General features: G+C 64.0%; 23 protein-coding genes and 1 pseudogene. 12 read left to right on the plus strand and 12 right to left on the minus strand.

Features of this window, described 5'->3' with window-relative positions; translation table 11 throughout:
* Positions 1-42: 42 nt before the first annotated feature.
* Together argJ and rfbA are read right to left on the minus strand one after the other, a co-directional pair.
* Positions 43-1,242, minus strand: a complete 1,200-nt coding sequence (gene argJ, locus ACYQ01_RS05375; protein ID WP_459932800.1) for a bifunctional glutamate N-acetyltransferase/amino-acid acetyltransferase ArgJ — start codon at positions 1,240-1,242, stop codon at positions 43-45.
* A 2-nt stretch (positions 1,243-1,244) separates the two neighbouring features.
* Positions 1,245-2,126, minus strand: a complete 882-nt coding sequence (gene rfbA, locus ACYQ01_RS05380) for a glucose-1-phosphate thymidylyltransferase RfbA (protein WP_459932801.1) — start codon at positions 2,124-2,126, stop codon at positions 1,245-1,247.
* A 191-nt stretch (positions 2,127-2,317) separates the two neighbouring features.
* Here rfbA and ACYQ01_RS05385 point away from each other — a divergent pair, with 191 nt between their 5' ends.
* From ACYQ01_RS05385 to ACYQ01_RS05395, 3 genes are all read left to right on the plus strand, one after another.
* Positions 2,318-3,115, plus strand: coding sequence for a MogA/MoaB family molybdenum cofactor biosynthesis protein (locus tag ACYQ01_RS05385; RefSeq protein WP_459932802.1), 798 nt, complete (start codon positions 2,318-2,320; stop codon positions 3,113-3,115).
* Between the two features lie 409 nt (positions 3,116-3,524).
* Positions 3,525-4,787 carry an HD-GYP domain-containing protein gene (locus ACYQ01_RS05390; protein ID WP_459932803.1) on the plus strand — a complete coding sequence of 421 codons (1,263 nt, stop codon included), beginning with the start codon at positions 3,525-3,527 and terminating at the stop codon, positions 4,785-4,787.
* 130 nt (positions 4,788-4,917) lie between these two features.
* Complete coding sequence (locus ACYQ01_RS05395; protein ID WP_459932804.1) at positions 4,918-8,124, plus strand: UvrD-helicase domain-containing protein; 3,207 nt, start codon at positions 4,918-4,920, stop codon at positions 8,122-8,124.
* A 375-nt stretch (positions 8,125-8,499) separates the two neighbouring features.
* Here the strand turns inward: ACYQ01_RS05395 and ACYQ01_RS05400 are convergent, their stop codons facing one another.
* Together ACYQ01_RS05400 and ACYQ01_RS05405 are read right to left on the minus strand one after the other, a co-directional pair.
* Complete coding sequence (locus tag ACYQ01_RS05400; protein ID WP_459932805.1) at positions 8,500-8,841, minus strand: hypothetical protein; 342 nt, start codon at positions 8,839-8,841, stop codon at positions 8,500-8,502.
* 195 nt (positions 8,842-9,036) lie between these two features.
* Positions 9,037-10,056 carry a sialate O-acetylesterase gene (locus ACYQ01_RS05405; protein WP_459932806.1) on the minus strand — a complete coding sequence of 340 codons (1,020 nt, stop codon included), beginning with the start codon at positions 10,054-10,056 and terminating at the stop codon, positions 9,037-9,039.
* 333 nt (positions 10,057-10,389) lie between these two features.
* On the opposite strand from ACYQ01_RS05405, the gene gatB reads away from it, so the two are divergent.
* The 7 genes from gatB to ACYQ01_RS05440 all read left to right on the plus strand — a co-directional run bounded on the left by gatB (position 10,390) and on the right by ACYQ01_RS05440 (position 16,318).
* Positions 10,390-11,820 (plus strand): Asp-tRNA(Asn)/Glu-tRNA(Gln) amidotransferase subunit GatB, encoded by a 1,431-nt coding sequence (gatB, locus tag ACYQ01_RS05410; RefSeq protein ID WP_459932807.1) that lies wholly within the window; start codon positions 10,390-10,392, stop codon positions 11,818-11,820.
* Between the two features lie 169 nt (positions 11,821-11,989).
* Positions 11,990-13,030 (plus strand): S-methyl-5-thioribose-1-phosphate isomerase, encoded by a 1,041-nt coding sequence (mtnA, locus tag ACYQ01_RS05415; protein ID WP_459932808.1) that lies wholly within the window; start codon positions 11,990-11,992, stop codon positions 13,028-13,030.
* 176 nt (positions 13,031-13,206) lie between these two features.
* Entirely contained in the window at positions 13,207-13,560 is a 354-nt protein-coding gene (locus ACYQ01_RS05420) for a cupin domain-containing protein (RefSeq protein ID WP_459932809.1), read from the plus strand.
* A gap of 112 nt (positions 13,561-13,672) precedes the next feature.
* Positions 13,673-14,230: a cysteine hydrolase family protein gene (locus ACYQ01_RS05425; protein ID WP_459932810.1), complete on the plus strand. Its 558-nt coding sequence runs from the start codon at positions 13,673-13,675 to the stop codon at positions 14,228-14,230.
* An 88-nt stretch (positions 14,231-14,318) separates the two neighbouring features.
* The gene (gene der, locus ACYQ01_RS05430; protein ID WP_459932811.1) at positions 14,319-15,647 is read left to right on the plus strand and encodes a ribosome biogenesis GTPase Der; all 1,329 of its coding nucleotides are present in this window, start codon (positions 14,319-14,321) and stop codon (positions 15,645-15,647) included.
* 130 nt (positions 15,648-15,777) lie between these two features.
* Positions 15,778-16,044, plus strand: coding sequence for a type II toxin-antitoxin system prevent-host-death family antitoxin (locus ACYQ01_RS05435; protein WP_459932812.1), 267 nt, complete (start codon positions 15,778-15,780; stop codon positions 16,042-16,044).
* On the plus strand, positions 16,019-16,318 hold the full coding sequence (locus ACYQ01_RS05440; RefSeq protein ID WP_459932813.1) for a type II toxin-antitoxin system RelE family toxin: 300 nt from the start codon (positions 16,019-16,021) through the stop codon (positions 16,316-16,318). Before ACYQ01_RS05435 ends, ACYQ01_RS05440 begins: the two co-directional genes overlap by 26 nt.
* Before the next feature lie 246 nt (positions 16,319-16,564).
* Here ACYQ01_RS05440 and ACYQ01_RS05445 read toward each other — a convergent pair whose 3' ends face one another.
* From ACYQ01_RS05445 to ACYQ01_RS05465, 5 genes and pseudogenes are all read right to left on the minus strand, one after another.
* Positions 16,565-17,224 (minus strand): HD-GYP domain-containing protein, encoded by a 660-nt coding sequence (locus ACYQ01_RS05445; protein WP_459933891.1) that lies wholly within the window; start codon positions 17,222-17,224, stop codon positions 16,565-16,567.
* Positions 17,225-17,338: 114 nt separating this feature from the next.
* Positions 17,339-17,703: pseudogene (locus ACYQ01_RS05450) on the minus strand (response regulator); the annotation flags it as partial.
* A gap of 165 nt (positions 17,704-17,868) precedes the next feature.
* Positions 17,869-18,216, minus strand: a complete 348-nt coding sequence (locus tag ACYQ01_RS05455; protein ID WP_459932814.1) for a DsrE family protein — start codon at positions 18,214-18,216, stop codon at positions 17,869-17,871.
* 131 nt (positions 18,217-18,347) lie between these two features.
* Complete coding sequence (locus ACYQ01_RS05460) at positions 18,348-20,108, minus strand: ARMT1-like domain-containing protein (protein ID WP_459932815.1); 1,761 nt, start codon at positions 20,106-20,108, stop codon at positions 18,348-18,350.
* 4 nt (positions 20,109-20,112) lie between these two features.
* Positions 20,113-20,982, minus strand: coding sequence for an NAD(+)/NADH kinase (locus ACYQ01_RS05465; protein WP_459932816.1), 870 nt, complete (start codon positions 20,980-20,982; stop codon positions 20,113-20,115).
* A gap of 287 nt (positions 20,983-21,269) precedes the next feature.
* On the opposite strand from ACYQ01_RS05465, the gene ACYQ01_RS05470 reads away from it, so the two are divergent.
* On the plus strand, positions 21,270-21,689 hold the full coding sequence (locus ACYQ01_RS05470) for a DVU0524 family FlgM-associated protein (protein WP_459932817.1): 420 nt from the start codon (positions 21,270-21,272) through the stop codon (positions 21,687-21,689).
* Positions 21,690-21,798: 109 nt separating this feature from the next.
* The gene (gene flgM, locus ACYQ01_RS05475; protein ID WP_459932818.1) at positions 21,799-22,125 is read left to right on the plus strand and encodes a flagellar biosynthesis anti-sigma factor FlgM; all 327 of its coding nucleotides are present in this window, start codon (positions 21,799-21,801) and stop codon (positions 22,123-22,125) included.
* Positions 22,126-22,632: 507 nt separating this feature from the next.
* On the opposite strand, the gene fliW is transcribed toward flgM, so the two are convergent.
* From fliW to flgL, 3 genes are all read right to left on the minus strand, one after another.
* Positions 22,633-23,097 (minus strand): flagellar assembly protein FliW, encoded by a 465-nt coding sequence (gene fliW, locus ACYQ01_RS05480; RefSeq protein WP_459932819.1) that lies wholly within the window; start codon positions 23,095-23,097, stop codon positions 22,633-22,635.
* Positions 23,073-23,312 (minus strand): carbon storage regulator CsrA, encoded by a 240-nt coding sequence (gene csrA / locus ACYQ01_RS05485; RefSeq protein ID WP_459932820.1) that lies wholly within the window; start codon positions 23,310-23,312, stop codon positions 23,073-23,075. The genes fliW and csrA overlap by 25 nt, the downstream gene beginning before the upstream one ends.
* Positions 23,313-23,381: 69 nt before the next feature.
* Positions 23,382-24,932: a flagellar hook-associated protein FlgL gene (gene flgL, locus ACYQ01_RS05490; protein ID WP_459932821.1), complete on the minus strand. Its 1,551-nt coding sequence runs from the start codon at positions 24,930-24,932 to the stop codon at positions 23,382-23,384.
* Positions 24,933-24,942: the final 10 nt, after the last annotated feature.

Genomic DNA, 24,942 nt, shown 5'->3' on the forward strand with positions numbered 1-24,942 from the left:
ACCGGTCGGAACGCCGCCTGAAAAGCCCTGCGAACAGCGCCGCTAGGAGCGGTAATCGCCGTTGAGCTTGACGTAATCGTAGGTCAGGTCGGCGGCCAGGAGCAAATATTCGCCCTCGCCGTCGCCCAGGGTGATGTCCACGGCGATTTCGCCCCGGCGCATGTGGGGGGCGAGCAGGCTGTCCAGATCGCCAGGAACGGGCTGGCCTTCCGCAAAGACCGGAATCTGGCCGATGGACACGCTCACCCGGTCGGGATCGAACGCGGCCCCGCTTCTGCCCAGGGCGGCCACGATGCGGCCCCAATTGGCGTCGCGCCCGAACATGGCCGTCTTGACCAGGGGCGAATGCCCCACGGTCCGGGCCGCGAGTTCGGCCTGGGCGTTGTCGGCCGCTCCCGTGACGTGGATGCGAATGACCTTGGTGCCGCCTTCGGCGTCTTCCACCACCATGTAGGCCAGGGCCTGGCAGACTTCGGTCAGGGCCATGCCCAGGGCGTCGATATCCTCCTCGGACTCGAACGCCACCCCGGAAGCGCCGTTGGCCATGGCCAGCACGCAGTCGTTGGTGGAGGTGTCGCCGTCCACGGTGACGGCGTTGAAGCTGGCGTCCACGGCCGCGCCCAGCAGATCCTGCCAGACGTCGGGGGCGACCTCGGCGTCGCAGAGCACGAAGCCCAGCATGGTGGCCATGTTGGGGCAGATCATGCCCGCGCCCTTGCACATGCCGAACAGGGTGACGACGCGCCCGTCGTCCAGTTCCACCTCGGCCCAGGCCGTCTTGGGGAAGGCGTCCGTGGTGGTGATGGACTTGGCCGCGTCCACGGGGCCGGAAACCCCGAGCTTGGCCGCAAGCCCCGGCACCTGGGCCCGGAAGACCTCCATGGGCAATTGCGGCCCGATCACTCCGGTGGAGGCGGGCAGGATCTCTTGGGGGGCGATGCCCAACGCGGCTCCCACCAGATCCAGGGTTTCACGGCAATTTTCCAGCCCTTGCGCGCCGGTACAGGCGTTGGCCTGGCCGGCGTTGACCAGAAAAGCCCGGGCCCGGCCCTGTGTGGCGGCCAGGTTTTCGCGGGCGCAGGTCACCGGGGCGGCGGTGAAGAGATTCTTGGTGAACACCCCGGCGGCGGCGGCCGGCCGGTCCGAAACCATCAGGGTCAGATCGTCGCGGCCCTGGTAGCGCAGGCCTCCGGCGTGGGCGGCGAAGGAAAATCCCTTGGGAACGGCGATGACGTCTTTCATGGCTAGTTTTCTCCCCTGGCCTCGCGGACGACCTCCATGAGGTACTGCCCATAGGAGTTCTTGAGCATGTCCTGGGCCAGATGTTCGAGCTGGGCGTCCGAGATGTAGCCCATGCGAAAGGCTATCTCCTCCAGGCAGGCGACCTTGAGGCCTTGCCGGTCCTGGATGGCCTGAACAAAGGACGCGGCCTGATGCAGGGACTCGTGGGTCCCGGTATCGAGCCAGGCGTAGCCGCGTCCGAGAAACTCGACGGAAAGCTGTCCTCGTCGCAGATAGGCGTTGTTGACATCGGTGATTTCGAGCTCTCCCCGATCCGAGGGCTTCAGGTTCCTGGCGATGTCCACCACGTCGTTGTCGTAGAAATACAGGCCCGTGACCGCGAATTTGCTCTTGGGCTTGTCGGGCTTTTCTTCGATGGAGATGACCTTGCGGTCGGCGTCGAACTCCACCACGCCGTAGCGTTCCGGGTCGCGCACCTTGTAGCCGAAGACCACGCCGCCCTTTTCGAGCCGGGCGCAGCGTTGCAGCACCCGGGCCAGGCCCTGGCCGTAGAAGATGTTGTCGCCCAGCACCAGGCAGACCTTGTCGCTCCCGATGAACTCCTCGCCCAGGATGAAGGCCTGGGCCAATCCCTCGGGCTTGGGCTGCACCTTGTACTGAAGATTGAGCCCCACGAAGGACCCGTCCCCGAGCATTTCTTCGAACCGGGGCAGATCACCCGGAGTGGAGATGACCAGGATGTCGCGGATGCCCGCCAGCATGAGCACCGACAAGGGATAATAAATCATCGGCTTGTCGTAGACCGGCAACAGCTGCTTGCTGATGACTCTGGTGATAGGATAAAGCCTTGTGCCGGAGCCGCCGGCCAGGATGATGCCTTTCATGTGCTCCTCGCGTGAAGAGGTTTCGAGGCTTTTGGCCCAACGCGGCGCTTTTTGCAACCGTTTACGCCCCCAGGACCCACGCGGGCCCTTCTTTTTCTCCCGCACGTCCGGGCGCTCGTCCCGCCGGGCCGCGCTTTCCCCCGAGCGCCCGCCCGGTCCACCCGCACCACCAGCAACCACCAGGCGGCCCCATGCACGACACTTTGCTCCTCGCCATCGACCAAGCCATGACCGTGCCCACGGGACAGCGCGCGTTTCTCGTCCCCGGTCAAGCCGGCGGCCTTCATCCCGCATTCACCGCCGTGGGCGGATTGCCCGCCCTGCCCGTCGGAGCCTACCTGGGCCGCACCCCGGGGCACGCCCTGTTCCAGGTGGCCGGCCGCATGCGCTGGCCCCAGGGGGGAACCGGACCGGCCCTGGACGTGGTCCTGGCCGACGCGCTCGACATGGTGTCCGTCAACGCCGGGGCCACCACCCTGCACGCCTGGACCAAGGGCCTGAGCCTGGCCTGGATCACCCTGTCCGACAAGGGCGTGCTCGGACTGCGCCGCGACGCCTCCGGCCCCCTGGTGGCCGACGTGGTGGCCAAGGCCCTGACCCTCTCGGTCATCCAGGGGCACATCCTGCCCGACGAGCCGGCCCGGCTCAAGGCGCTGCTGGTGGACCTCTGCCTGACCCAGCGCTTCGACCTGGTGGTCACCACCGGAGGCACGGGCCTGGCCCCGCGCGACATCACCCCCGAAGCCACCCAGGACGTCATCGAAAAAAGGCTGCCCGGCTTCGAGACGGCCATGACCATCGCCAGTCTCAAGGCCACCTCGCGCGGCGTCATCTCCCGGGCCGTGGCCGGGACCCTCGGACGCGCCATCGTCCTCAATCTTCCGGGGTCGCCGGGCGGCGTGCGCGACAATCTTGCGGCCGTGCTGCCGGCGATCGAACATGCCCTGGACAAGCTCAAGGGCGATCCCTCGGACTGCGCCCCGTCCTAGCAGTCTGTTGAAAAATCCTTGCTGGCTGCGTTGCTGCGAAAAACGCACCCCCTCAACGGATGCCAACTACGCTTCGAGCTTGACTTTTTTGCGCGCCTTGCCAGCAAATTTTTTGCACAGGCTGCAAGAATCGACTTTTTGGGCGGGCTGCTAGGACGCCGGCGCGCGACAACCACGCCGCGCGGCCGCCGGCGCCGCGCGCCGCGGTCCCATGGCCTCTTCCCGATTTTGGGCGCGTCCGGACGCTTGCCCATGGGATTGGTCCGGATTATTCTCTTTTCAAATACCGGCGTTCTTTTGTCGCATTTCCCCCTACCCGACGCACCAAGGGCAGGAAGCGCGTTCGCCCCCCGGATCGAACGCCTCCTGACGAAACGACCTGTTCGCCTCATCAAAGGGAACGCTTCCCATGCGCATGAGCCTGCTCGACATGATCGGCTGCCTTTCGGCGGCCATGGACCTGGTCAGTCCCGCCGTGGTGGGCCACCACGGACGGGTGAGCTCCATCGCCGGCCGGCTCGGACAAACCCTGGGCCTCGACGACAAGGACTGGGCCGAGCTCATCCTGGCCGGACTCGTGCACGACGTGGGCGCGTTCTCCCTGCAGGACCGACTCCAGGCCCTGGCCTTCGACGCCTGGGACCGCACCCACGCCGAGGTGGGCTTTCGCCTGCTCCACGGCCATCCCCGCCTGGCCCGCGCCGCAGAACTGGTGCGCCGCCATCACGACCCCTGGACCAAAACCCTGCAAAGCCCTGAAACCGTGCGCGCCGAAGCCGAACTGGCCAACCTGCTCTGCCTGGCCGACCGGGTGGACACGCAACTGCCCCGAGCCTCGAACAAGGGAGTGGACCGCAAACGCCTGATCGCGCGTCTTCGCCAGGGCGCGGACAAGTCCTTCAATCCCCTCTATGTCCAGGCCTTCGAAGACTTGGCCGCGGATTCGACCTTCTGGAGCGGCCTGGACACCCCCCACCCGGAAACCACCTGCGCCCTGCTCCCGGACGGTCACAATCCCAGGCTGGAACCGGGCGAAGTGCGCTCCCTGTCGCGCCTGTTTTCCCAGGTGATCGACTTCCGCTCCCGGTTCACGGCCACGCACTCCTTGGGCGTGGCCGCCACGGCCGTGGCCCTGGGACGCGAGATGGGCATGGACTCCCGCACCCTCTCCAGGCTGGGGCTGGCCGGCGAACTGCACGACCTGGGCAAGCTGGGCGTGCCCGCCGAAATCATCATGAAGCCGGCCGCCCTCACGGAGGAGGAAACCCGCCTCATGCGCAACCACGCCCTGTTCGGCCACGCGGCCCTGTGCAAAGCGCCGGGTTTCGAAACCGTGGCCGGCTGGGTGGTCAACCACCATGAACGCCTGGACGGCAAGGGGTATCCCCACCAGGTGGTCGCCCCCGGGTTGGACCTGGGCTCACGCGTGTTGGCCATCGCCGACATCTTCACCGCCCTGGCCGAGGACCGTCCCTACCGGGCGGGCATGGCGCTGCCCAGCGCGGTGCGCATCATGGAGGACTCGGCCCGAATGGGCGCGCACGATCCCGACGTCACCCTGGCCCTCATCCGCCGCCTGGACGTGGTGGACGCGGCCCGGCGCAAGGCCCAGGACCAGGCGCGCACAGACTTCCAGCGCTTCGCCGCCTCCTGCGGCCAGGTGCGCCGGTAAGCCCATCGGCCGCCAGGCGCGGCCTGTGCGAAACGGCGCCCGAGGCCTGAAGCGTCGCCCCGCCGCCGGCGTTGCGCACGGCGGACAAAGCGGATACACCCTCGGGAAAGACAAAAGGCGGCAACATATCATGGACCTGTACAGGGCCGACCTGCACGTCCACTCCCGGTACTCCAGGGCCACCAGCAAAGGCCTCACTCCCCGCAACCTGGCCGCCTGGGCCAGGGTCAAGGGAATCGACGTGGTGGCCACGGGCGACTTTACGCATCCGGCCTGGCTTTCCGAACTCTCGGAAACCCTGGTGGAGGACGGGCAGGGACTCTATCGTCTCAAGGACCCCAAGGGCCTGGAGGCCGAAATCCCGTGGCTGGACGGCTGCCCCGTGCCCGGGGACTCCAAATTCATTCTGTCCGCCGAAATCAGCTCCATCTACAAGCGCGACGGCAAGGTGCGCAAGGTGCACAACCTCGTGTACATGCCGAGCTTCGAAGCCGTGCTCAAGCTCAACGCCAAGCTCGAACGGGTGGGCAACCTCCAGTCCGACGGACGGCCCATCCTGGGCCTGGACAGCCGCCACCTGCTGGAGATGGTGCTCGAAACCGACCCCCTGGCCTTTCTCGTGCCCGCCCACATCTGGACCCCATGGTTCTCCCTGTTCGGGTCCAAATCCGGATTCGACAGCATCGAAGAGTGCTTCGGGCCGCTTTCCAACGAAATTTTCGCCCTGGAGACCGGACTGTCCTCCGATCCCGAAATGAACTGGCTGCTCTCCAGCCTGGACCGGTTCCGGCTCATCTCCAACTCCGACGCGCACTCGGGCGAAAAGCTCGGACGCGAGGCCAACCTCTTTTCCGGCCCGGCCTCCTACGAAGGCATCTATCGGGCGCTTCGCGGAGAGGGCGTGGGGCACGACTTCCTGGGCACGGTGGAATTTTTTCCCGAAGAGGGCAAATACCATCTGGACGGGCACCGGGCCTGCTCGGTGGTCCTGGACCCCCAGGAAACCAAGGCCAAGGGCGGACTCTGCCCCGTTTGCGGCAAGCCCCTGACCATCGGCGTGCTGCATCGGGTCATGGATCTGGCCGACCGCCAGGAGCCCAAGCATCCCCCGGGACGCCCGGGCTTCGTCTCGCTCGTCCCCCTGTCCGAAGTGCTGGGCGAACTTCATCAGGCCGGCCCGGCCACCAAGAAAGTCCGGGCTCACATGGCCAAACTCCTCGCACGCTTGGGGCCGGAAATGCACATCCTTTCCGACGCGCCCCTGGAAGACCTTTCCGCCGACAGCCCCCTGCTGGCCGAGGCCATCAGCCGCATGCGCCAGGGGCGGGTGTTTCGCCGCCCCGGCTTCGACGGCGAGTACGGACGCATCAGCGTCTTCGCCCCCGGCGAACTGACCCGCCTCTCGCGGGGCGTAGGCCTGGCCCCACCGCCGGACCGCGCCGCCCAGCCAGCCCGGGCCAAGAGCCGTCCCGAGGCCACCGGCCACAATGCGCCCGGCGGCGCTCCCTCCGGCACCGACCCGGCCGATCCCGACCCCGAGCCCGCATCCCCCCCGGCATCCGCTCCGGCGCTCAACCCCGCCCAGGCCAGGGCCGCGACCGCCGCGTCCGCCCATACCCTGGTGCTGGCCGGTCCGGGCACGGGCAAGACCCACACCCTGGTGGCCCGCATCCGTTCCCTGGTGGAAAACGGGGCGGCCCCCGGCTCGGTGCTGGTGGTCACCTTCACCCGCCGCGCCGCCCAGGAACTCCGCGAACGCCTGGGGGCCCTGCCGGTGACGGCCGACACCCTGCACGCCCTGGCCTACGACTCCTGGACCGAAGCCTACGGCGAAAAACCGGTGCTGCTCTCGGAAGACGCCGCGTCCCGCCTTTTCGCCCAGGCCAACCCGGAACTGACCGGAGCGCAGCGCAAACAGGCCTGGCGCGACCTCGGCCTGGATCGGGAATGCCTGCGCCGGCCACGGGAGCAAGGCGGGTCGTACCATGCGGCGCAGGCCCCGCCGGGAACCACTCCCGCCCCGAGTTCCGCGGCAGACCCCGCCCGGGAAGCGGCCGCGCGTTACGCCCGGCAAAAGGCCTCCTGGAACCTGGTCGACTACACCGACCTGCTCGAATTCTGGCTGGAAAAAATCGAATCCGGCGTCCCCGAAATCCCCTTCCAGCACGTTCTCGTGGACGAAGCGCAAGATCTTTCCCCCCTGCAATTGGCCATCGTGCGCGCCCTGGTCGGCGCTCACGGCCGAAGCCTCTTCGCCATCGGCGACCCCAAGCAGTCCATCTACGCCTTCCGGGGCGCGGTCAGCCATGTTGAACGCACCCTGACCGACTTCTGGCCCGATCTCGCGGTGGTGAGCCTGGCCGAGAACTACCGCTCCACCCAGGCCATCCTCGATCTGGCCCATGGGGTCTTTCCCGACTCGCCCAGTCTCCTGGCCACGCGCCAGGGCCCAGCCGGAGAAATCGTCGAGTTCACCGCGCCTTCTGCCCTGCGGGAAGTCTCCTGGATGGCGGAAAAAATTCGCGCATTGCTCGGCCCCACGTCGGCCACCCTGGCCGGAACGCGACCCGGGGCCGGGCTCTCCCCCGGCGACGTGGCCGTTCTCGTGCGCTTCAAGGGCCTCATGGGCCCCATCCGAAAGGCGCTCACCCAATTCGGCGTGCCCTGCTCCGTTCCCGAGGCCGAAGCCTTCTGGGCCGACGCCCGGGTCCAGGCCATTCTGAACGCGGCCGGCCGATTCCTGGGCCTGACCGACAGAGAAGGCGCGCTCCCCCTGACCTGCCCGGACCAGGTGCTGGCCAGGGGTCCCAAGGAGATCGCCCTCCACCTGCGCGACATCCAGCCCTTTGACCGCCTGTTCTGGCAAAGCCGAGAGTTCGCCCAACTGTGCGACGTCTACGCCGCCCAGGGCGGATGGCCTGGTCTGCTCTCCTTCGTCAACGGGCAGACCGAGTTGGAGCTTGTGGGCCGGCGCGCGGAAAAGGTGCGCATCATGACCCTGCACGCGTCCAAGGGCCTGGAGTTCGAAGCCGTGTTTCTGCCCGCCCTGGAGGACGGCATCCTGCCCTTCGCCGGGGCCGGCCTGCTCACGGGCACGCCCTCTCCCGGCGAGACACCGCCCGACGAACGCGAAGAAGAACGCCTCTTCTACGTGGGCCTGACCCGCGCCAAATCGCGCCTCTACCTGAGCCACGCCCGGAAGCGTGAGCTCTACGGCCGCCAGCTCACGCTCAAGCCCTCACGACTACTCAAGAAACTCGACCTGGCCGGCGCCACCCGCTCCCACATGGTGGCCAAGACCGTGCGCAAGGAAACGCAGCTCGGCCTGTTGGGCTGAAACGGCGCGGGGAGGGGAAGGGACGCGCGGGCCGGGTATGCGAAAGCTATGGCCGGCTCACGAATGAAGAAGGGCCGGGCGCGTACGGCGTGTCACCGGGCGCGGGGCTGTATGTCGGCGCGGGAGGGGGACGAGGGAAGAAATGTCTCCGGCGGCCAAAGGGGCCCGCCCCGTTGGGCCCCCCTCTTTCGATTGGTCGGATTGGTATACATTGCTTCCCCTCTCAGCCCGTTGAAAAAAGTCGATTCTCGCAGCCTGTTCAACAGAAGGCGCCGGCGAGGCGCAAGAAAAAGTCAAGCCCGAACGGTATTGCTCATACCGGCGGGTTTGACTTCTTCTACGCGACGCGGCCAGCGGGAACTTTTCAACAGGCAGCTAGAAGTTCCGCAAGCAGTTGTTCCTGGCGTTGTTGCAGTTGGCCACGCACATGTTGCGCTGGTGGGGATCGCGTGATGCGTTGCACATGTTCATGCAGTTCTGCCACCCCATGGTGCAATTGACTTCCACCTTGCGACGACGCTCCTCGTAGGCCTTGTAGTTGGCGTATTCCTCGTCGTAGGAGCGCGGGGAGCGGGTGTAGCCCTGATAGGGATTGCCGTAGTAGCCCGGAGGCGGCGGGGCGTAGTAGCCTCCGCCTTGCGAATACTCCGTGCAACCAAAAAGCGGCAGGATCAGAAGAAGAACGACCGGCGCGAGCCGGAGAATCGATGCGACCATGGGTATGCTCCCGTGATAAATACGGATACTTTTTTCAGAGTGCAGCATAAACCCGCCCGGAAGTCAACGTCGACGACGGGCTTGGTCTGTCCACACGGATGTCTCTCAAAAGCGCAGAGGCCAAACGCGGCCCACCTGACGCCACAGGCTCAAGGCAAAATACCCGCGCCCCATCGCCCGGGAATTCTATTTCCATCAAATACGCTTTTCGACGATATAGCGTTTCAACACCTCGTACCACATCTTTCCATACTGATCCAACCCGGGCCCGACGAGTTCCAGCCCGTCCACGATGGTATAGCCCGGGACGTACCGCAGCGTATCCGTATCCGGGCCTTGCAAAGCGAGTTTTGAAGAAATGACCTGCTTCTGAGCCTGGCGAACAGGAGCTTCTGAACCTGGCGAATCAACCCGGCAGGACGTGAGGGCCACGACCCAGGGCGCTTTTGTGATTTTTTGCGTTTCCGATATGATACGAACCAAGTTCTCATAACTTTTTTCCTGGGAGAGGTTGCGAACGTCCGACTCGCCCTGCACCCAGAGGACGGCTCTGCAGGGATAGCGCGTGGCGGCTTCGGCAAGGAGTGCGAAATTCTTTCCGCCCGGCAGCCATTGCGAGGAATTGCTCCCGCCCACCGCAACATTGACAAAACCGATTGGAACGCCAAAATTCCTGACAAGCATGTCGCCGCAGGCGAACCAGCAGACGCTCGTGGTCAATCGCCCTTTCTTTACGGGCATGAAGAAGTGGTCAAGGTCAGGATAGCGTTTGACGCTCAAAGCGTTACCCGTCTGCATGTCCATGCCGGCGGCCATGTTCGCGCTCACCTTGTTTGTGTTGGAACGGGGCCAGGCATGCCCGGCGAAGTAACTCAACGCATTCGATTGTCCCGCCACAATATATACGTCGCCGACACCGATACGTCGTGATTCTTTTTTCCCAGAGGCTTCGGTCGCCAGGACATACATTCCGGGCGGGATGTCCACAAAAGCACCCTGGCCGTTTCCACCCACCAGGGGAACTGTCAACTCCCGTTTTATCCTGTTGTTTTCAGACTGCAATTTTACGACAACATTACCATCGGCTCCGCCTGAAAACTGAATTTGTACTTTCCCATTTCCCGAACTTTCTCTCTGTATGATTTGATTATCAACAGGAAGATTCCATGCGACGACAGATTTATCTTTATCGATTGAAGCGCACTGCGCATTCACGCTTCCAAATCCGATCGCACTTGCAACAACAACAGCGACAAACACAACAAACGACTCTCGAACACTCCTCACGATCAGACCCTCCCGTGAAAGACACAAAAACAACAGCGCTTCTTACCTTTTCCGGAGTGCAGCACAAAACCCGCCCGGAAGTCAACGTCGACGACGGGCGCTTCCCATTGACCGGACCCGGCCCTGCCTGTAAGACCGTGACCGGACAACGCCTGACCGCGTCCGTCCCGAGATGACGGCCTTTTCCATCGGAATCCAGGCCGAGCGGTTCGACTTTTCCGACGCACAGGCAAGCCATTCCCCCTAGCCAAGGAGCGATTCATGGCCGAGTTCGAGGCGGTCATCGGACTGGAAGTCCATGCCCAACTGCGCACCCAGAGCAAAATTTTCTGTACCTGCTCCACCACGTTCGGCGCCGAGCCCAACGAGAACGTCTGTCCCGTGTGTTCGGGCATGCCTGGCGTTTTGCCCGTGCTCAACGAGAAAGTGGTGGAATACGCCGCCAAGATGGGCCTGGCCGTGGATTGCGCCATCAATCCCGTCTCGGTTTTCGCCCGCAAGAACTATTTCTACCCCGACCTGCCCAAGGGCTATCAGACCTCGCAGTACGAATTGCCCATCTGCGAACACGGACACGTGGACATCCTCACCGAGGCCGGCCCCAAGACCGTGGGCGTCACGCGCATCCACATGGAGGAAGACGCGGGCAAGAACATCCACGCCCAGGGCGAAAACGCCAGCTACGTGGACCTCAACCGGTCCTGCGTGCCGCTTATCGAAATCGTTTCCGAGCCGGACATGCGAAGCGCGACCGAGGCCGTGGCCTACCTCAAGGAGTTGCGCGCCATCCTGGTGTATCTGGGCATCTGCGACGGCAACATGGAGGAAGGCTCGTTCCGGTGCGACGCCAACGTGTCCATCCGGCCCAAGGGTCAGCGCGAGTTCGGCACCCGGGCCGAGCTCAAGAACCTGAACAGCTTCCGCCACGTGCAAAAGGCCATCGAGTACGAGATCGAACGCCAGACCGAATGCGTGGAGGACGGCGTACCCGTGGTGCAGGAAACCAGGCTCTACAACGCCGAAAAAAACGTCACCGTTTCCATGCGCGGCAAGGAAGAAGCCAACGACTACCGGTACTTCCCCTGCCCGGATCTGGTGCCCGTGCGCCTTGACGCAGGCAAGATCGACGCCTGGCGGACCCAGTTGCCCGAACTGCCCAGGGCCCGGCGGGAGCGCTTCGAGCGCGAACTCGGCCTGAGTTCCGCCGACTCCGGCCTGCTCACCGCCGAACGCGACCTGGCCGACTATTTCGAGTCCGCCGTGGCCGCCTACGACCAGCCAAAAAAACTCTGCAACTGGATCATGAGCGAGCTGGCCCGCGAACTCAACGAGGCCAAAAAGCCCGCCCAGGACTCGCCCCTCACTCCGGCCAACCTGGCCAAACTCGTGCGTCTGGTGGACGAGGGGCTCATTTCGGGCAAGATCGGCAAGCAGATCTTCTCCGAACTCTTCGCCACCGGGACCGACCCCGAGGAACTGGTCAAGGCCAAGGGCCTGGTCCAGATTTCGGACACTTCCGCGCTGGAGGCGGCCGTGGACAAGGTGTTGGCCGACAGCCCCTCCGAGGTGGAGGCCTATCGCGGCGGCAAGACCAAGCTCATGGGCTTTTTCGTGGGACAAGTGATGAAGGCCACCAAAGGCCAGGCCAATCCCGGCCTGGTCAACGAAATGCTTCGCAAGAAGCTCGGCTAGCAGCCTGCGAAAAACGCCCCTCCGGCCGGGTCGTTGCGGAAGGACCGGGTCCTTTCGTATGGGGACCGGGCTTCGGCTCTGCTTGTTTTCGGCTTGCCGGCGCGGTTTTTGAACAGGCCCCAAGGATTGATTTTTCCAACGGACCGCTAACCCTTTTCGAGAAACGCCAATGACCGACCATATTCAGTTTTCCGTGGGTGACGACGCCCTTTTGTTGCTCGACCAACGCATTCTGCCCGGCCGGGAGGAAATGTTCACGGTCAAGACCACCAAGGACTGCATCTACGCCCTGCAAACCATGGTGGTGCGGGGCGCTCCGGCCATCGGCGTGACCGCTGCCTACGGCTGCTACCTGGCCGCTCGCGAACTCGACCCCGCCGACGCCCAGTGGAAGGCCCGGTTGGAAAAACTCCTGCACGACCTCGAAGAAGCCCGACCCACGGCCGTGAACCTGCGCTGGGCCGTGGAAATCATGCGCCGGGCCTGGCAGGCCGATTCCGACCTGAGTCTGCCCCGCCTGCAGGCCAAATGGCTGGAAATGGCCAAGGACATTCACGTCCAGGACATCGAGATCAACAAGGCCATCGGCCGTCACGGGGCCGATCTGATCGACGACGGCGACACGGTCATGACCCACTGCAACGCCGGCGCCCTGGCCACGGCCGGCTACGGCACGGCCCTGGGCGTGATCCGGGGAGCCTTCGAGCAGGGCAAGAAGATTTCGGTCATCGCCAACGAGACCCGGCCCTTTCTACAGGGCGCGCGCCTGACCGCCTACGAGTTGGCCAAGGACGGACTGCCCGTCAAGGTGGCCTGCGACAACGCCTGCGCCCTGCTCATGCAGCGCGGCATGGTGCAAAAGGTGGTGGTGGGGGCCGACCGCATCGCGGCCAACGGCGACGCGGCCAACAAGATCGGCACCTTTGGCGTGGCCCTGCTGGCCAAGCACTTCGGCGTGCCCTTCTACGTGGCCGCCCCGGCCTCGACCTTCGACCTGAACATGGCCTCGGGAGCACAGATTCCCATCGAGGACCGCACCCCGCGCGAGGTCACCCACATCGGCGAGCACCAGATCACCCCGAAGGGCGTCGGCGTGTACAACTTCGCCTTCGACGTCACCCCCTCGGAGCTCATCGCGGGCATCGTCACCGAGCGCGGGGTCATCCGCGCCCCCTACCGGGAAAACATCGCCCGCATCATCGGCGGTTGAAGCCGGCGAACCGGAACGCGCAAGGTTCGGCCAGACCCGTCGCGGCGCCCGAGGACCAAGCGCCGCGCGTTCGAGACGTTCCCATCCAGACAGTTTGCCCCGCCGGGCGGACCGCACCGTGCCCGCCCGGCGCCATCCCCGGCGGACGACACGTCCGTCCCGCAAGGAGACCCCCCGTGAAACACCTCGATCACTACTCCAAGGCTCCCTCCACCCGGTTCAACACCGATCCGGCCAAAGGTCTTGAAGGCCGCGTGGTCATCGGCAAGGCCGACGGCGCGTCAAACTTCTGCATGCGCGTCTTCGAGATCGCCCCGGGAGGCCATACCCCGCGCCACACCCACGCCTGGGAGCACGAGATGTTCTATCACGCCGGCCAGGGCGAGATCTTCGACGGGAGCACATGGCGCGCCGTGAGTCCGGGCAGTGTGGTTTTCGTCGACCCCGGACGGGAGCATCAGGTGAAAAACACCGGCGACACCCCCCTGGTGCTGGTCTGCCTGGTGCCGGCCGGCGCCCCGGAACTGTAAGCCGCGTCCAGTCGGGGACACGTCCGCTCTTTTCGCGGACAACAACCCCAAACACTGATACGGTACAGGGCGAAACAGGGTGCGGTCAGGCCCACGCCCGGGAGACACGACCATGGCCTACGCGCTTGTCGTCATCGACATACAAAACGACTATTTTCCCGGCGGCCGCATGGAGCTCTTCCAGGCCGAGGCGGCAGCCGCCAAGGCCCGCCAGGCCCAGGACCTGTTTCGCTCCCGAAGCCTGCCGGTTATCCACGTGCGCCACCTGTCGGCGCGGGGAGCCGCCTTTTTCGAGGAAGGCACCCCCGGCGCGGACCTCCATCCCCTGACCGGCCCCCTGCCCGGCGAATCCATTGTGGAGAAGCGTTTTCCCAACTCCTTTCGGAACACGCCGCTCCTGGACATCCTGCGCGCCACGAACCCCGAGTGCGTCTTCTTCGCGGGCATGATGAGCCACATGTGCGTGGACGCCACGGTGCGGGCCGCCTTTGACCTGGGATTCGCCTGCACCGTGTTGGCAGACGCCTGCGCGACGCGCGACCTGACCTTCGGCCAGACCGTGGTGGGCGCTCCCCAGGTGCACGCCGCCTTCATGGCCGCCCTTGGGCAGGTGTACGCCGAACTCGTGGGCGTCGAGGAACTTTCGGCCCGTTTCGCTCCCGCCGGTTGACGAAACGGCCTCGCCTGGCGCATACGGCCCCTCCGGGCGCGCGCCGAAACCCAGCGGGCCCGCCCGCCGCCATCCGGAGACCAAGCCCATGCCCCATACCATCGCCATTATCGGCCGGCCCAACGTCGGCAAATCAACCCTGTTCAACCGCCTGCTGCGCCGGCGCAAGGCCATAACCCACGACCGCCCAGGCGTCACCCGCGACCGTCTGGAAAGCCGCGCAGTGCTGGCCGGACGCCCGGTCAACCTGGTGGACACCGGCGGCCTCACCCTGGAAGACCCCCAGGGGTTGGAGGCCGACGTGCTCGAACAAGCCCGGCGAGCGGTCACGGCCGCCCACATGGTGCTGCTGGTGGTGGACGGGCGCGACGGCCTGACCGCCGAGGACGAACGCGTGGCCGAACTCTTGCGCGCCTCGGGAAAGCCCGTGCTGGTGGCCGTGAACAAGGTGGACGGCCCCGAAAAGGAAGCCCTCTTTACGGCGGAGTTCCATTCCCTGGGACTGGACCTCACCCCGGTTTCGGCCGAACACGGCTTCGGAGTGCGCACCCTGGTGGACGAAATCCTGGCCCGCCTGCCGGCCGAGGACGAAGCCCCCGAGGAAACCGCGCCCACCGGCCTGACCCTCTCCCTGCTCGGGCGACCCAACGCGGGCAAGTCCTCCATTGTCAACGCCCTGGTGGGCGACTCGCGCCTGATCGTCAGTTCCCAGGCCGGCACCACCCGCGACGCCGTGGACGTGGCCTTCGAGCGCGGCGGCCGGCGGTACGTGTTCGTGGACACCGCGGGCGTGCGACGCAAGACCAAGATCGACGACTCCCTGGAGCGCATATCCAGCCTGACCGCGCTTGGCAGCGGCAAGCGTGCCGATGTCACCATCCTGGTCATCGACGGCCCCGGCGGCGTGGCCATGCAGGACAAGCGCCTGATCGCCTACCTGGACAAGGAAAAAATTCCGTTCTTCATCCTGGTCAACAAGATCGACCTCTGTCCGGGACAGGCCCTCAAGGAACTCAAGCAGGAACTCAGCCACGAACTGCGCATCTGCCCCCACGTGCAGGTGCTCTACGCCTCGGCGCTTACCGGCAAAGGGCTGCGCGAACTGCTGCCCGCCGCCGAAAAATTGCGCAAGGAATGCCACATCCGCGTCGGCACCGGCGCGCTCAACCGCCTGCTGCGCGAGGCCGTGAGCAAGCACCAGGCCCCCCTGGTCAAGGGCCGGCGCGCCAAGTTCTACTACCTCACCCAGACCGACACCGTGCCTCCCACCTTTGTGTTCTTCGTCAACGATCCCGAACGGATCAAGACCTCCTACTCGCGCTACCTGGAAAACCAGATCAGAAAGCTCTTCGACATCAAGCACGCCCCGGTGCGGTTATACTTCCGGGGCAGCCACGCGCCGAAAAACGAGGATTGAGGCAAGGAGAAAGAGAAGAAGGAAGAGCCTCCGGCGGCTCAAGGGGGTGACCCCCATGAGAATCCCCGATTGCCTGCGGGGATTGGGACGCCTGGGCCAGGGGGAGGACAGGTAGACAGGAGGTACTTCTATGGTCAGGGCAAACTCCACAGATGTTAAGAACAGATTCGGATGGTATCTTGATGAGTCTCGCAAGGGACCGGTCGAGGTCATCAAATCCGGGAGCAGATACGCTGTGCTCTTGTCCACCGAAGAGTACGACCGCTTGTCCTCCTACGAGGACGCCTATTGGGGAAAGCGAGCGCTTGAAGCCCTGGAAAACGGCATGACTGGACCCGAGGAGGCCATGAAGACACTTCTGCGGGGACTCCATGAAGAAGCTGTCGAGGACGATTGACTTTACCAGGGATGCGGAAAAGTTCATTCGGGAGCTTCTGGGAAAACAGTGCGGCCAGGTATGCAAAAAGATACTTGGACTCTCCGAAGCCCCGGAACCAAACGATTCAAAGACTCTCAAGGGCGAAGAATACAAAAAAGCTGGGCTGATACGTGTGGACGTCGGAGAGTACCGCATCATTTACCGGTATGATGTCTCCCGCGTGGAAGGTCTACTTGTCGGCAACAGAAACGACGGCAGGGTGTACAAAAACATGAAGGATAAACAACTTTAATATGGCGCCGGGTGTTCAACGCTCGGCGCTTTCATGTATTGTCCAACTGAAATAAATTCCCTTCCTTGCGCGGTGGCGTTGTGTCTCCCTGCTCCCTTTTTCTTCTCGCCTTCCCCTCGCGAGCTGACAGCCCCATGTATATTTTCACCCCTCCCGCTCGCACACGCCGGGGTCCGGGGGGAGGCTCTCCCCCCAGCGGGGTTCCAAGGGGCGGCGCCCCTTGGCCGCCGGAGGCGTTCTTCCCGTCTAATCCGGGTGATCGGCCATGATGGCCTTCACGTCGGTCAGACTGTCGAGGAACAGGTCGAGCAGCGCAGGGTCGAAATGCGCGCCGCGCCCCTCCACCATGATGCCCAGGGCTTTCCCAAGCGGGAACGCCTCCTTGTAGGGGCGCTTGCTGGTGAGGGCGTCAAACACGTCGGCCACGGCGCAGATACGGCCAGAAAGGGGAATGCCTTCGCCTTTGAGGCCCTTGGGGTAGCCCGAGCCGTCGAAGCGCTCGTGGTGGGTCCAGACCACCTCGCGGGCGGCGGCGATGAGTTCCAGGTCGGAATCGCCAAGGATCTTCGCGCCGTATTCCACATGGCGCTTCATGACCTCCCACTCCTGGGGCGTAAGCTTTCCCGGCTTGAGCAAAATGGCGTCCGGGATGCCGATCTTGCCGATGTCGTGCATGGGACTGGCTTCCTGGAGCAGTTGCACTTCGCCGTCCGGCAGGCCGCAACGCTTCGCCAGCAAGGCGGCGTAGAGGCTCATGCGCTTGATGTGGGCGGCCGTGTCGTCGTCCTTGAATTCGGCGGCCGTGGAAAGCCTCAGGACCACCTCGCTGCTGGACTTGCGCAGTCCGGCCAGGGCCTCGCGCAGATCGTTGGTGCGCTCCTCCACCACCTTGCCGAGGAGAGCCATGTGGCCGCGCACCTCGTCCCGACTGGCCTTGAGACGCAACAGTCCTTCCACGCGAATGTTGAATTCGGTCTGATCGATGGGTTTGGAAAGATAGTCGTTGGCCCCGGCCTTCACGGCCTCGAGCCGGGAGTCCTTGTCGTCCAGGGTGGTGGCCATGAGGATGGGCAGATCGTCGAGTTCATGGCGCGCGCGAATGGAGCGCACCAGGGTGAAACCGTCGATTGCGGCATCATGACGTCGACGATGAGCAGATCAATGGACTCGTCCACCAGGCTCAGGGCGGTTTCCGCGTTCCGACACCCCAGAGCTTCATGTCCCAGCTTTTCGATGAACCGGGCCATGACCCGAACATTGAGCGGGTCGTCATCCACCACGAGAACACGCCTTGGCGCTTGCAATGCATTGGGAGGATTCACAGCAACCACCTTGTCACGGCACCAGCCCGAAACCGTGAGAAAACCGGACCGCTCCACGGGCATTCAAGAATCCCCGCGCGGTTTCGCAAGACCAATCCTCTCAATTTTCGAAACATAATTCTTTTTATACAAAAAGAAGAGAACAAAACGCAAGGGGAAGGCAGGCACGCAATCCCGCCTCCGGCATTTTTGCCGCGGCAAAAGAAAAACCGTTCATCCCGCGCGGCTTCACGGCTTGATATACGCCATGCCCTGACGCTGCAGGCGCACCAGTTCCACCACGCCCGCCGGAACGACCTGGCAGCCATCGAGCAGATCCGCCTCGGCCACGCCGAACTTGCGCAAGGCGTTGGAGCACATCTTGAAACGCACCCCCCGCGCGCCCAGGTCGGCCACACTCCGGGCCACGGCCTCGCCGGGCCGGACGAACAGCGTCACCGCCGGACCGTTGGCCACCAGATCCACTTGAAAAGTTTCTTCCGGCAGAGCCGCCAGGTAGTTGACAATGTTGCCCAAAGCCAGGTCCAGGACCTTGCGTTCGTCCGAGTCCACATGAACCACGAGGTCGTATTGCATGCGCGCTCCCCCCTGTGCCGGGTCGAATTGTGCCGGCGCGGTCGTGTCCGGCAGTGCAGGGACGCTTCCCAGGAAACGCCCCGCGAGTCTTTCGTGAAGCGGACGCACCCGGCGGGGAGAGCCCACGGGCTCTAGCGTGCCGCGATGGCCGCGTCGAAGAACTTGCCCACCCCGTATTCGCGTCGCCGCAGGAACTTTTCCGGGCTCGGTCCGATGATCTGGAGTTCGGGCTGGGACCTCTGCACGTCCTGGGCGATGTGCATCTCCTTGGTGCAGCCCGTGGAGTAGGTGGCGTCCTTTCCGGCCCAAACGGGCGGCACGGGACGCCCCATGAGTTCGAAAGCCGTCTCGATGTCCGCGTAGGTCTGAAAGCGCCAGACGTTGATGAGCCCCGAACGCTGCACCTTTTCCCACATGTACATGAGGTCGTCGGCGTCCATGCCCTCCTCGAAGTGCTCGGCCGGATTGACCACATAGGTGCCTGTGAGCCGGCTTCGCAAATGGGCCACAAAGGTGTTCAGCACCTTGATGGCCATGTCGGTCTCGTGGGGAATGGAGCCCACGATGGCCGAATAGAACATGATGGACTTGCCGGCGGCCTTTTCCGAACGCATGCGGCTGATGATGGCCTCGGACTTGGCCGAAATTTCCGGCTCGGTGAAGGTGCGCACGCCGCCCGGACGGGGCTTGGCTTCCACCAGGGTCGCGCCTTCGGGCGTGCGCCGCACGCTCAGGATGTCGCGGGTGAAGCGGGCGCTGGTGAGCAGAGTGCGCCGATAGTTGCTCTCGCCCTTGACCAGAATCAGGTCGCACTCCTTCCAAGCCCGGGAAAAGGTGACGCTCACCTTGTGCAGGTTGAGGCGCTCGCGCGACCCGTCGGAAATGACCAGCAGGGGATTTTCCCGCACAGCCCGCAGCAAGGCGTTCTTGGTCGCCCTGGTGTCGGCCAGGAAGGTCGCCCCGAGCAGGGCCTGGTTCAGGGTGGGATCGTCCTGGGCGTCCCAGAAGGTGGGGGAGTCGAGCGCAAAGCCCTCCTTGAGGGCCAGCACCACCCGGTGTCCCATGCGAATCAGGCAACGCGCCACCAGAATGTCGAAAATCACCCCGCCCGAGGTTTCCGGCACGTAAAGAATCTTCATGGACTTGATCCCGGAAGACCCCAGGATACGACGCAGGGGCTCCATGTCGGGACTGGCCGCCATGAGGGCTTCCACCTGTTCGGGGCTGGGGCCGGAGCCGTCCCCGACCCAGAGGTCCTCCCAGACGGACAAGGCCAGCAGGCGCGAAATTTCGAGCATGTTCAGCTCGAAACGCATGTCCTCTATGCTCTGGCAGGCCGGAGAAATCCCCGGGCAGGTGGTGAGCAGGCGATGCATGCTCGAACTTTGCAGGAACCGCAAGGCCCGGCGGTTGAGCGACTTCCTGCGCTCCCGGCCGGGGTCGTCCTGTCCGGTCTGGGCCAGAACGATGGTGGTCAACCGCTTGAGCAGCCGCGAAGGAATCATCACCCGGTCGCTTAAGGCCTGACGGTATTTATGGTCGCAAAGCGACCGGATCATCATCTTGTCGTAGTCGCCCTGGGCGTTTTGCTCGATGAGATCCTGCACTTGCCGCCACGCCTGGGCGTAGGAATCCATGAGGAGCGGCTCGGGACTTTTTTCCAGGAGCAGGGCCAGCATTTCGTCGGAGCAGGGAACGAAAATCTGGTCCGTGCCCAGCACCACCATGAAGCGCAGCTGTTCGGGAGAGGCGTTGTCCTGGGGGTCGATGGCATAGACCAGGGTGTTTTCGCTCAGGAAGTGCAAAATCCAGGCGTCGAGAAACGGGTCCTTGCCAAACCTGAGATCCGCCGGGGCCGGAGAAAGGGATACACCCTGATTCGTCACCGTCATTGAATCACCGTTGTGTGATGAAGCCCTTGTCCAGGAGCTTGCCGAAGTAGGAGTGATTGCCCACGGCCGCCAGCTTCATGGGCTTTTGCGCCCTGGTAATGCGCACCTCGTCCCCGGTTTCCAGCGGGAACAGGGTTTGTCCGTCGCAGGTGAGCATGATGCCGGCGGCGCCCTCCTCCACCGTGAGGGACAAAACCCGGTCCGTGGGCAGCACCATGGGCTTGAGCGTGTCGAGAAACGCGCAAATGGGCGTGAGGGAGAAGGTTTCCAGGTCGGGATGCACCAACGGCCCCCCGGCGCTCATGGAATAGGCCGTGGTTCCCGTGGGCGTGGAGACGATCATGCCGTCGGCCCGGAAGGTTCCCAGGCGTTCGCCCGCGAACGATACGCCCAGGCGCACCAGCCTGGCGATGGCGCCCCGGCTGACAACCACGTCGTTGACCGCCCCGCAGGAAAACACCTTTTCGCCCTGCCGTTCCACCTCGCACAGGGCCATCATCACCGTGTTCACCGCGAAGCCTTCGGTCACGGCCTTGACGATGCGTTCGCGGCAGTCCGGCCCCCAGGAAAGCTGGGAGAGAAATCCCAGCCGGCCCCGGTTGACGCCCAAAATCGGCAGGCAAAGCCCCATGAGTTTGCGGGCCACGCTGATCATGGTGCCGTCCCCGCCCAGGACCACCACGAGCTCGGGTTCGGGGCCATCGCCCAGCAGGGCCCGGAGCCCGGCGCGGCAGTCGGTCCGGGTGCGGTTCTGCACCACGTGGCAACCCACGCCCAGTTCCTCGATCCAGCCGCCCAGTTCCCGGGCGGCCTCCATGGCCCGTTCGTCGCCGGCTTTGGCCACTACGAGCACGTTTCTCACATTCGCTGGCATGGGCTGGCAACCTAGTGGAAACCCTCTCCGGGTTCAAGGCCAACCTGCCGTTTCCCCTGATGACCTTGGACGGGAAATGGTGTAGCGTGCGCCCGTCTGCGCCACGCGGTGAACCGTGCCGGCTTCGGACGATTGGTCCGTTGCGGACGCCCGGACGAACGGCGAATTTCAAAAAAAACGCCTCCGCGTGTAACCCCGCGAGACCGCGCGTCATCTTTTTTTTCTTCAGGTCTAAAGTCGATCCCCCTCGCGTCCGATAGGATGGATGAAGAAAGAGGAGTAGCATCGTGGCCGCCAATCCCGCTCTGGTCAGAAATATGCTGCGCACCTACGGCAGGCAGGTGACCACGGCGAGGCGACTCGCCCGGTACCGCCGCTCGCTTCGGGCCGCCGGAGCCATCGACCAGGTGGACATCTCCCGCGAGGCCAAGAGACGAGAGCTTGTCCAGAAGGTGACGGCTGAAATCGTGGAAAATCTTATCGTCACCGGGTCGGAAAACCCGGTGGTGACCGACATAAAGAACGAGTTGGAACAGGAGTTCAAGGCCAGATTCGTGTTCGCCTACCCCCCCGACGGGGAAGACATGCAGATCTTTCGGGTGAAAGGCGAAAACGACTTGGAGGAAATGATCGGACAGGAACGGGTGCGCATACTGGAACGCCTCTGGCGCATCGCCCTGGCCGTGGTCGACGAAACGATGCTCTAGACCGCTTCTAAAGAGCGACGCATGATCCGACTGCCGCCCTTTGGGCGGCCACTCCGGGGGGAGGGCCGGACCGGCGTCTCGGCGAATGGCTTTCGCCGAGGAGGGAGAGATGGATATCAAGAAGATACTGGGGACCGGGAATCCGTACGCCCAGAACATGGTTGACCGCGGAGAGGAGACCTCTTCGGCCTCCAAGGTGGAGCGGGTCAAGGCCAAGCTGAAGAGCGCCTCGGACTCGTCCTCCGGCGACAAGGTGTCCCTGTCCGGCGACGCCAGACTGCTCGCCCAGGCCGTGAAGGAAGCGGCCGGTTCGTCCGACGTGCGCGTCGACCGGGTGGAAGCCCTCAAGCAGCAGGTGCAGTCCGGAACCTATCAGCCCGATTCGCGCAAGATCGCCCAGAAGTTGATCGACAACGAGATCGACTTTTTGCAATAGCCTGGAACCACGCGCTAAAATTCACCCGGTCCGGCGGAAGGGGAAAGCCCTTTTCGCCGGACCGCCTTCTTTTTCAGCGGCCTCATCGCAGGAAGGGCGCCCCCTGGACGCACCGCGCGTCACGACAGCCTCGCGCCCCGCGCCTCTCCCGCCCGGGGAATGAAAAGCCTCGACTCCCCCTGCTCGCGCCAGCACGGTGGCAAGACGCAAAACAACAAGCCCGGAACGGAGTTCGCATCCGATCCGGGCTTGACAGCCTGTTGAAAAATCCTCGCTGGCTGCGTTGCTGCGAAAAACAAGCAACCCCTTCAACGGATACCAACTCCGCTTCGGGCTTGACTTTTTTGCGCGACTTGCCAGCACGTTTTTTGAACAGGCTGCACGAATCGACTTTTTGGGCGGCTGTTGAGGGAAACAACGTAACGCAGCCAGCGGGAATGTGTCGCCAGGCGGTTCCGCCGAAAGTCCCGCCCGCCGAGGACCGGCCGTTCTCTCGGCGCGGGCCGTCTATTCGGCCTGGTCCTCGCTTTTCGTCTGCCCGGGCTGGTAATGGGACGGATACTTGGGGTCCACCTGGGGGATTTGCAGGCCGATGCGGCTTTTCATGTTAATCACCACGGGACCGGTGAGGTTCAGGGTGGTTTCTTCCGGTTTGCCCGGCGGGATGGTCACCGTGACCAGAACCAGCACCTGACGGATGTTCTCGATACGCAAGAGTTTGCGTTCCGGTTCCCCCACCACCACGTCGTAACTTTCGAGAAAGTTGAAGGGATCGGCCACCAAAAGGCCCAGACGCGGATCGTGCATGCTTTGCAGAATGAGAAAGGGCGAGTCCTCCCTGATCTGCACCAGGGTGAACTCCCGCTCTTGCTCGAAGCCAATGAGCCCCCGGGGAAAATGGAGCACGCGTTCCGGGGCTATGGTGAGCTTGCCGATGCGGCTTTGAATCACTCGGTCTTGCTTTTTTGCCATAACGCTGCCGCCGCAAAGACATCTTGTTGATTGGCTTCAAGGGCCAGACGGTTCTGCTCCAAGACACGCAGGTAGACTTCTTCTCTGTACACGGGCATTTCCTGGGGCACTTCGAGACCTATCTTGATCTGCTTGCCCTGTACCCCAAGTACGGTGATTTTTATTTTGTCGCCCAGATGGATGCTTTCACCCGGACGGCGGGTAAGTATGAGCATACCGCCTCGTTTCCTTGACTATGGCCGAGCACCCTAGTTCCGGGCATGGACCTTGTCAATGCCCGAAGATCACATGTAATTCATGAGCGACAGGTTCATGATCATGCTGGTGGACTTGAGCACCGACTGATAGGCCAACTGTTGCTGCGCCATCTTGGTCATGAGAACGGAAAAATCCACGTCCTCGGTGTTGGAAAGCTGCTGTGTCTGATTTTCGGCCAGATTGTCGAGCACGCCCTTGGCCATGGTCAACCGATTTTCGCGTCCGCCCACGTCGGCGGCGTAGTTGAGCACGGCCTGGCTGGCGGAGCGCAGGTCTTCCAGGCACTGCTGCACGCCGGACTGATTGTTGGTTTCCAGAAACCCCACCAGCTTGCCCACGGTCTCGAACAGGTTCGACGCCCCGGACGTGCCGTCGATGACCACGGGCCGGGCCGCGTTGCTGGCCGGGTCCTGGTAGAGACCGCCGAAGATGTCCTTGCCCACGCCGTTGACGGCCACACGTTCCGAGGGCGAAATGTCGATGTTGATGAGCGCCTCGCGCGGGCGCACCACGAACATGTTGCCGGCGCGCAGTGTGTTGCCTCCGTTGGAGTACAGGGTCAGCACCCCGCCGGGCACGTTCAGGCTGGCCAGGGAAGACGAGGCGTCCGGCGTGGAGGTGTTCGAGGTGGTCCAGGACCTTCCGCCGTCCAGGCTGTAGGAATAGCCGATGGTTCCAGCCAGGGTGGAATCCTCGTCGATGCGCACGATCACATTGCTTTGGAAATACCCCTCGGCCCTGCCCTTCACCAGGCTGCCCGCGCCCTGCATGGGGTCGACTTCCACCTTGTCGGTGTCGTCGCCGTAGTATTGGGCGGCCGGACGCACCCAGAGCCAGGTGCCATTGGTGTCATTGGTGTCGGCCTCGCTGGTGGCCGTCACGGAAGTCTGACGGTCCAGGTCCAGGCTGACGCCGCCCAGGTCCAGATGAAAGCGGTTCGGCGTGCCCGGGTCGCTCACCGTGCCCGCGGTCCAGGTCTCGCCTCCGTCGGTGGTGTAACGGTAGCGGGAGGAGCTCGAAAGCGGGCCGGAGTCGAGGAACTGCACCAGCGTGGTGGATTCGCTGTAGCCGTTTATGGAAAACCCCGCGTTGGACAGCACGTTTTCCTGGTTGACCGAAAGCGACAGGGTTTCCTGAAAGGGGGCCGATCCGGTCTTGTGGCCCCCGAACAGCGCGCTGTCGTCAAACTTGGTGTTGGCCATGGAAATAAGCTGCTTGAAGAGCTGCCTGGCCTCGGAGGCGATCTGGGTCCGGTTGTCGGCGCTCATGGTGCCGGTGGAACCCTGCTCGGCCAGCTCCTTGAGCCGGGTGATGACCGTGTTCACCTGCACCAGGGTGGAGTCCGCCAGGTTGAGCCATCCCTTGGCCGTACCGATGTTGGCCTGGTACTGGTCGATGGCCTGCAAGGAATCGCGATAGCTCAACACCTTGGCCATGCCGGCGGGATCGTCCGAGGGACGGTTGATCCGCTTCTGGGTGGCGGACTGCAGGTTGGACTCCATCATCTGGGTCAGCGTGAGGTTCATGCGGCTCACGCTGGACTGGTAGATCATCTGCTGGGCGACGCGAAGAGCCATGGCCCGCTCC

This window comes from Fundidesulfovibrio butyratiphilus, assembly GCF_054657235.1.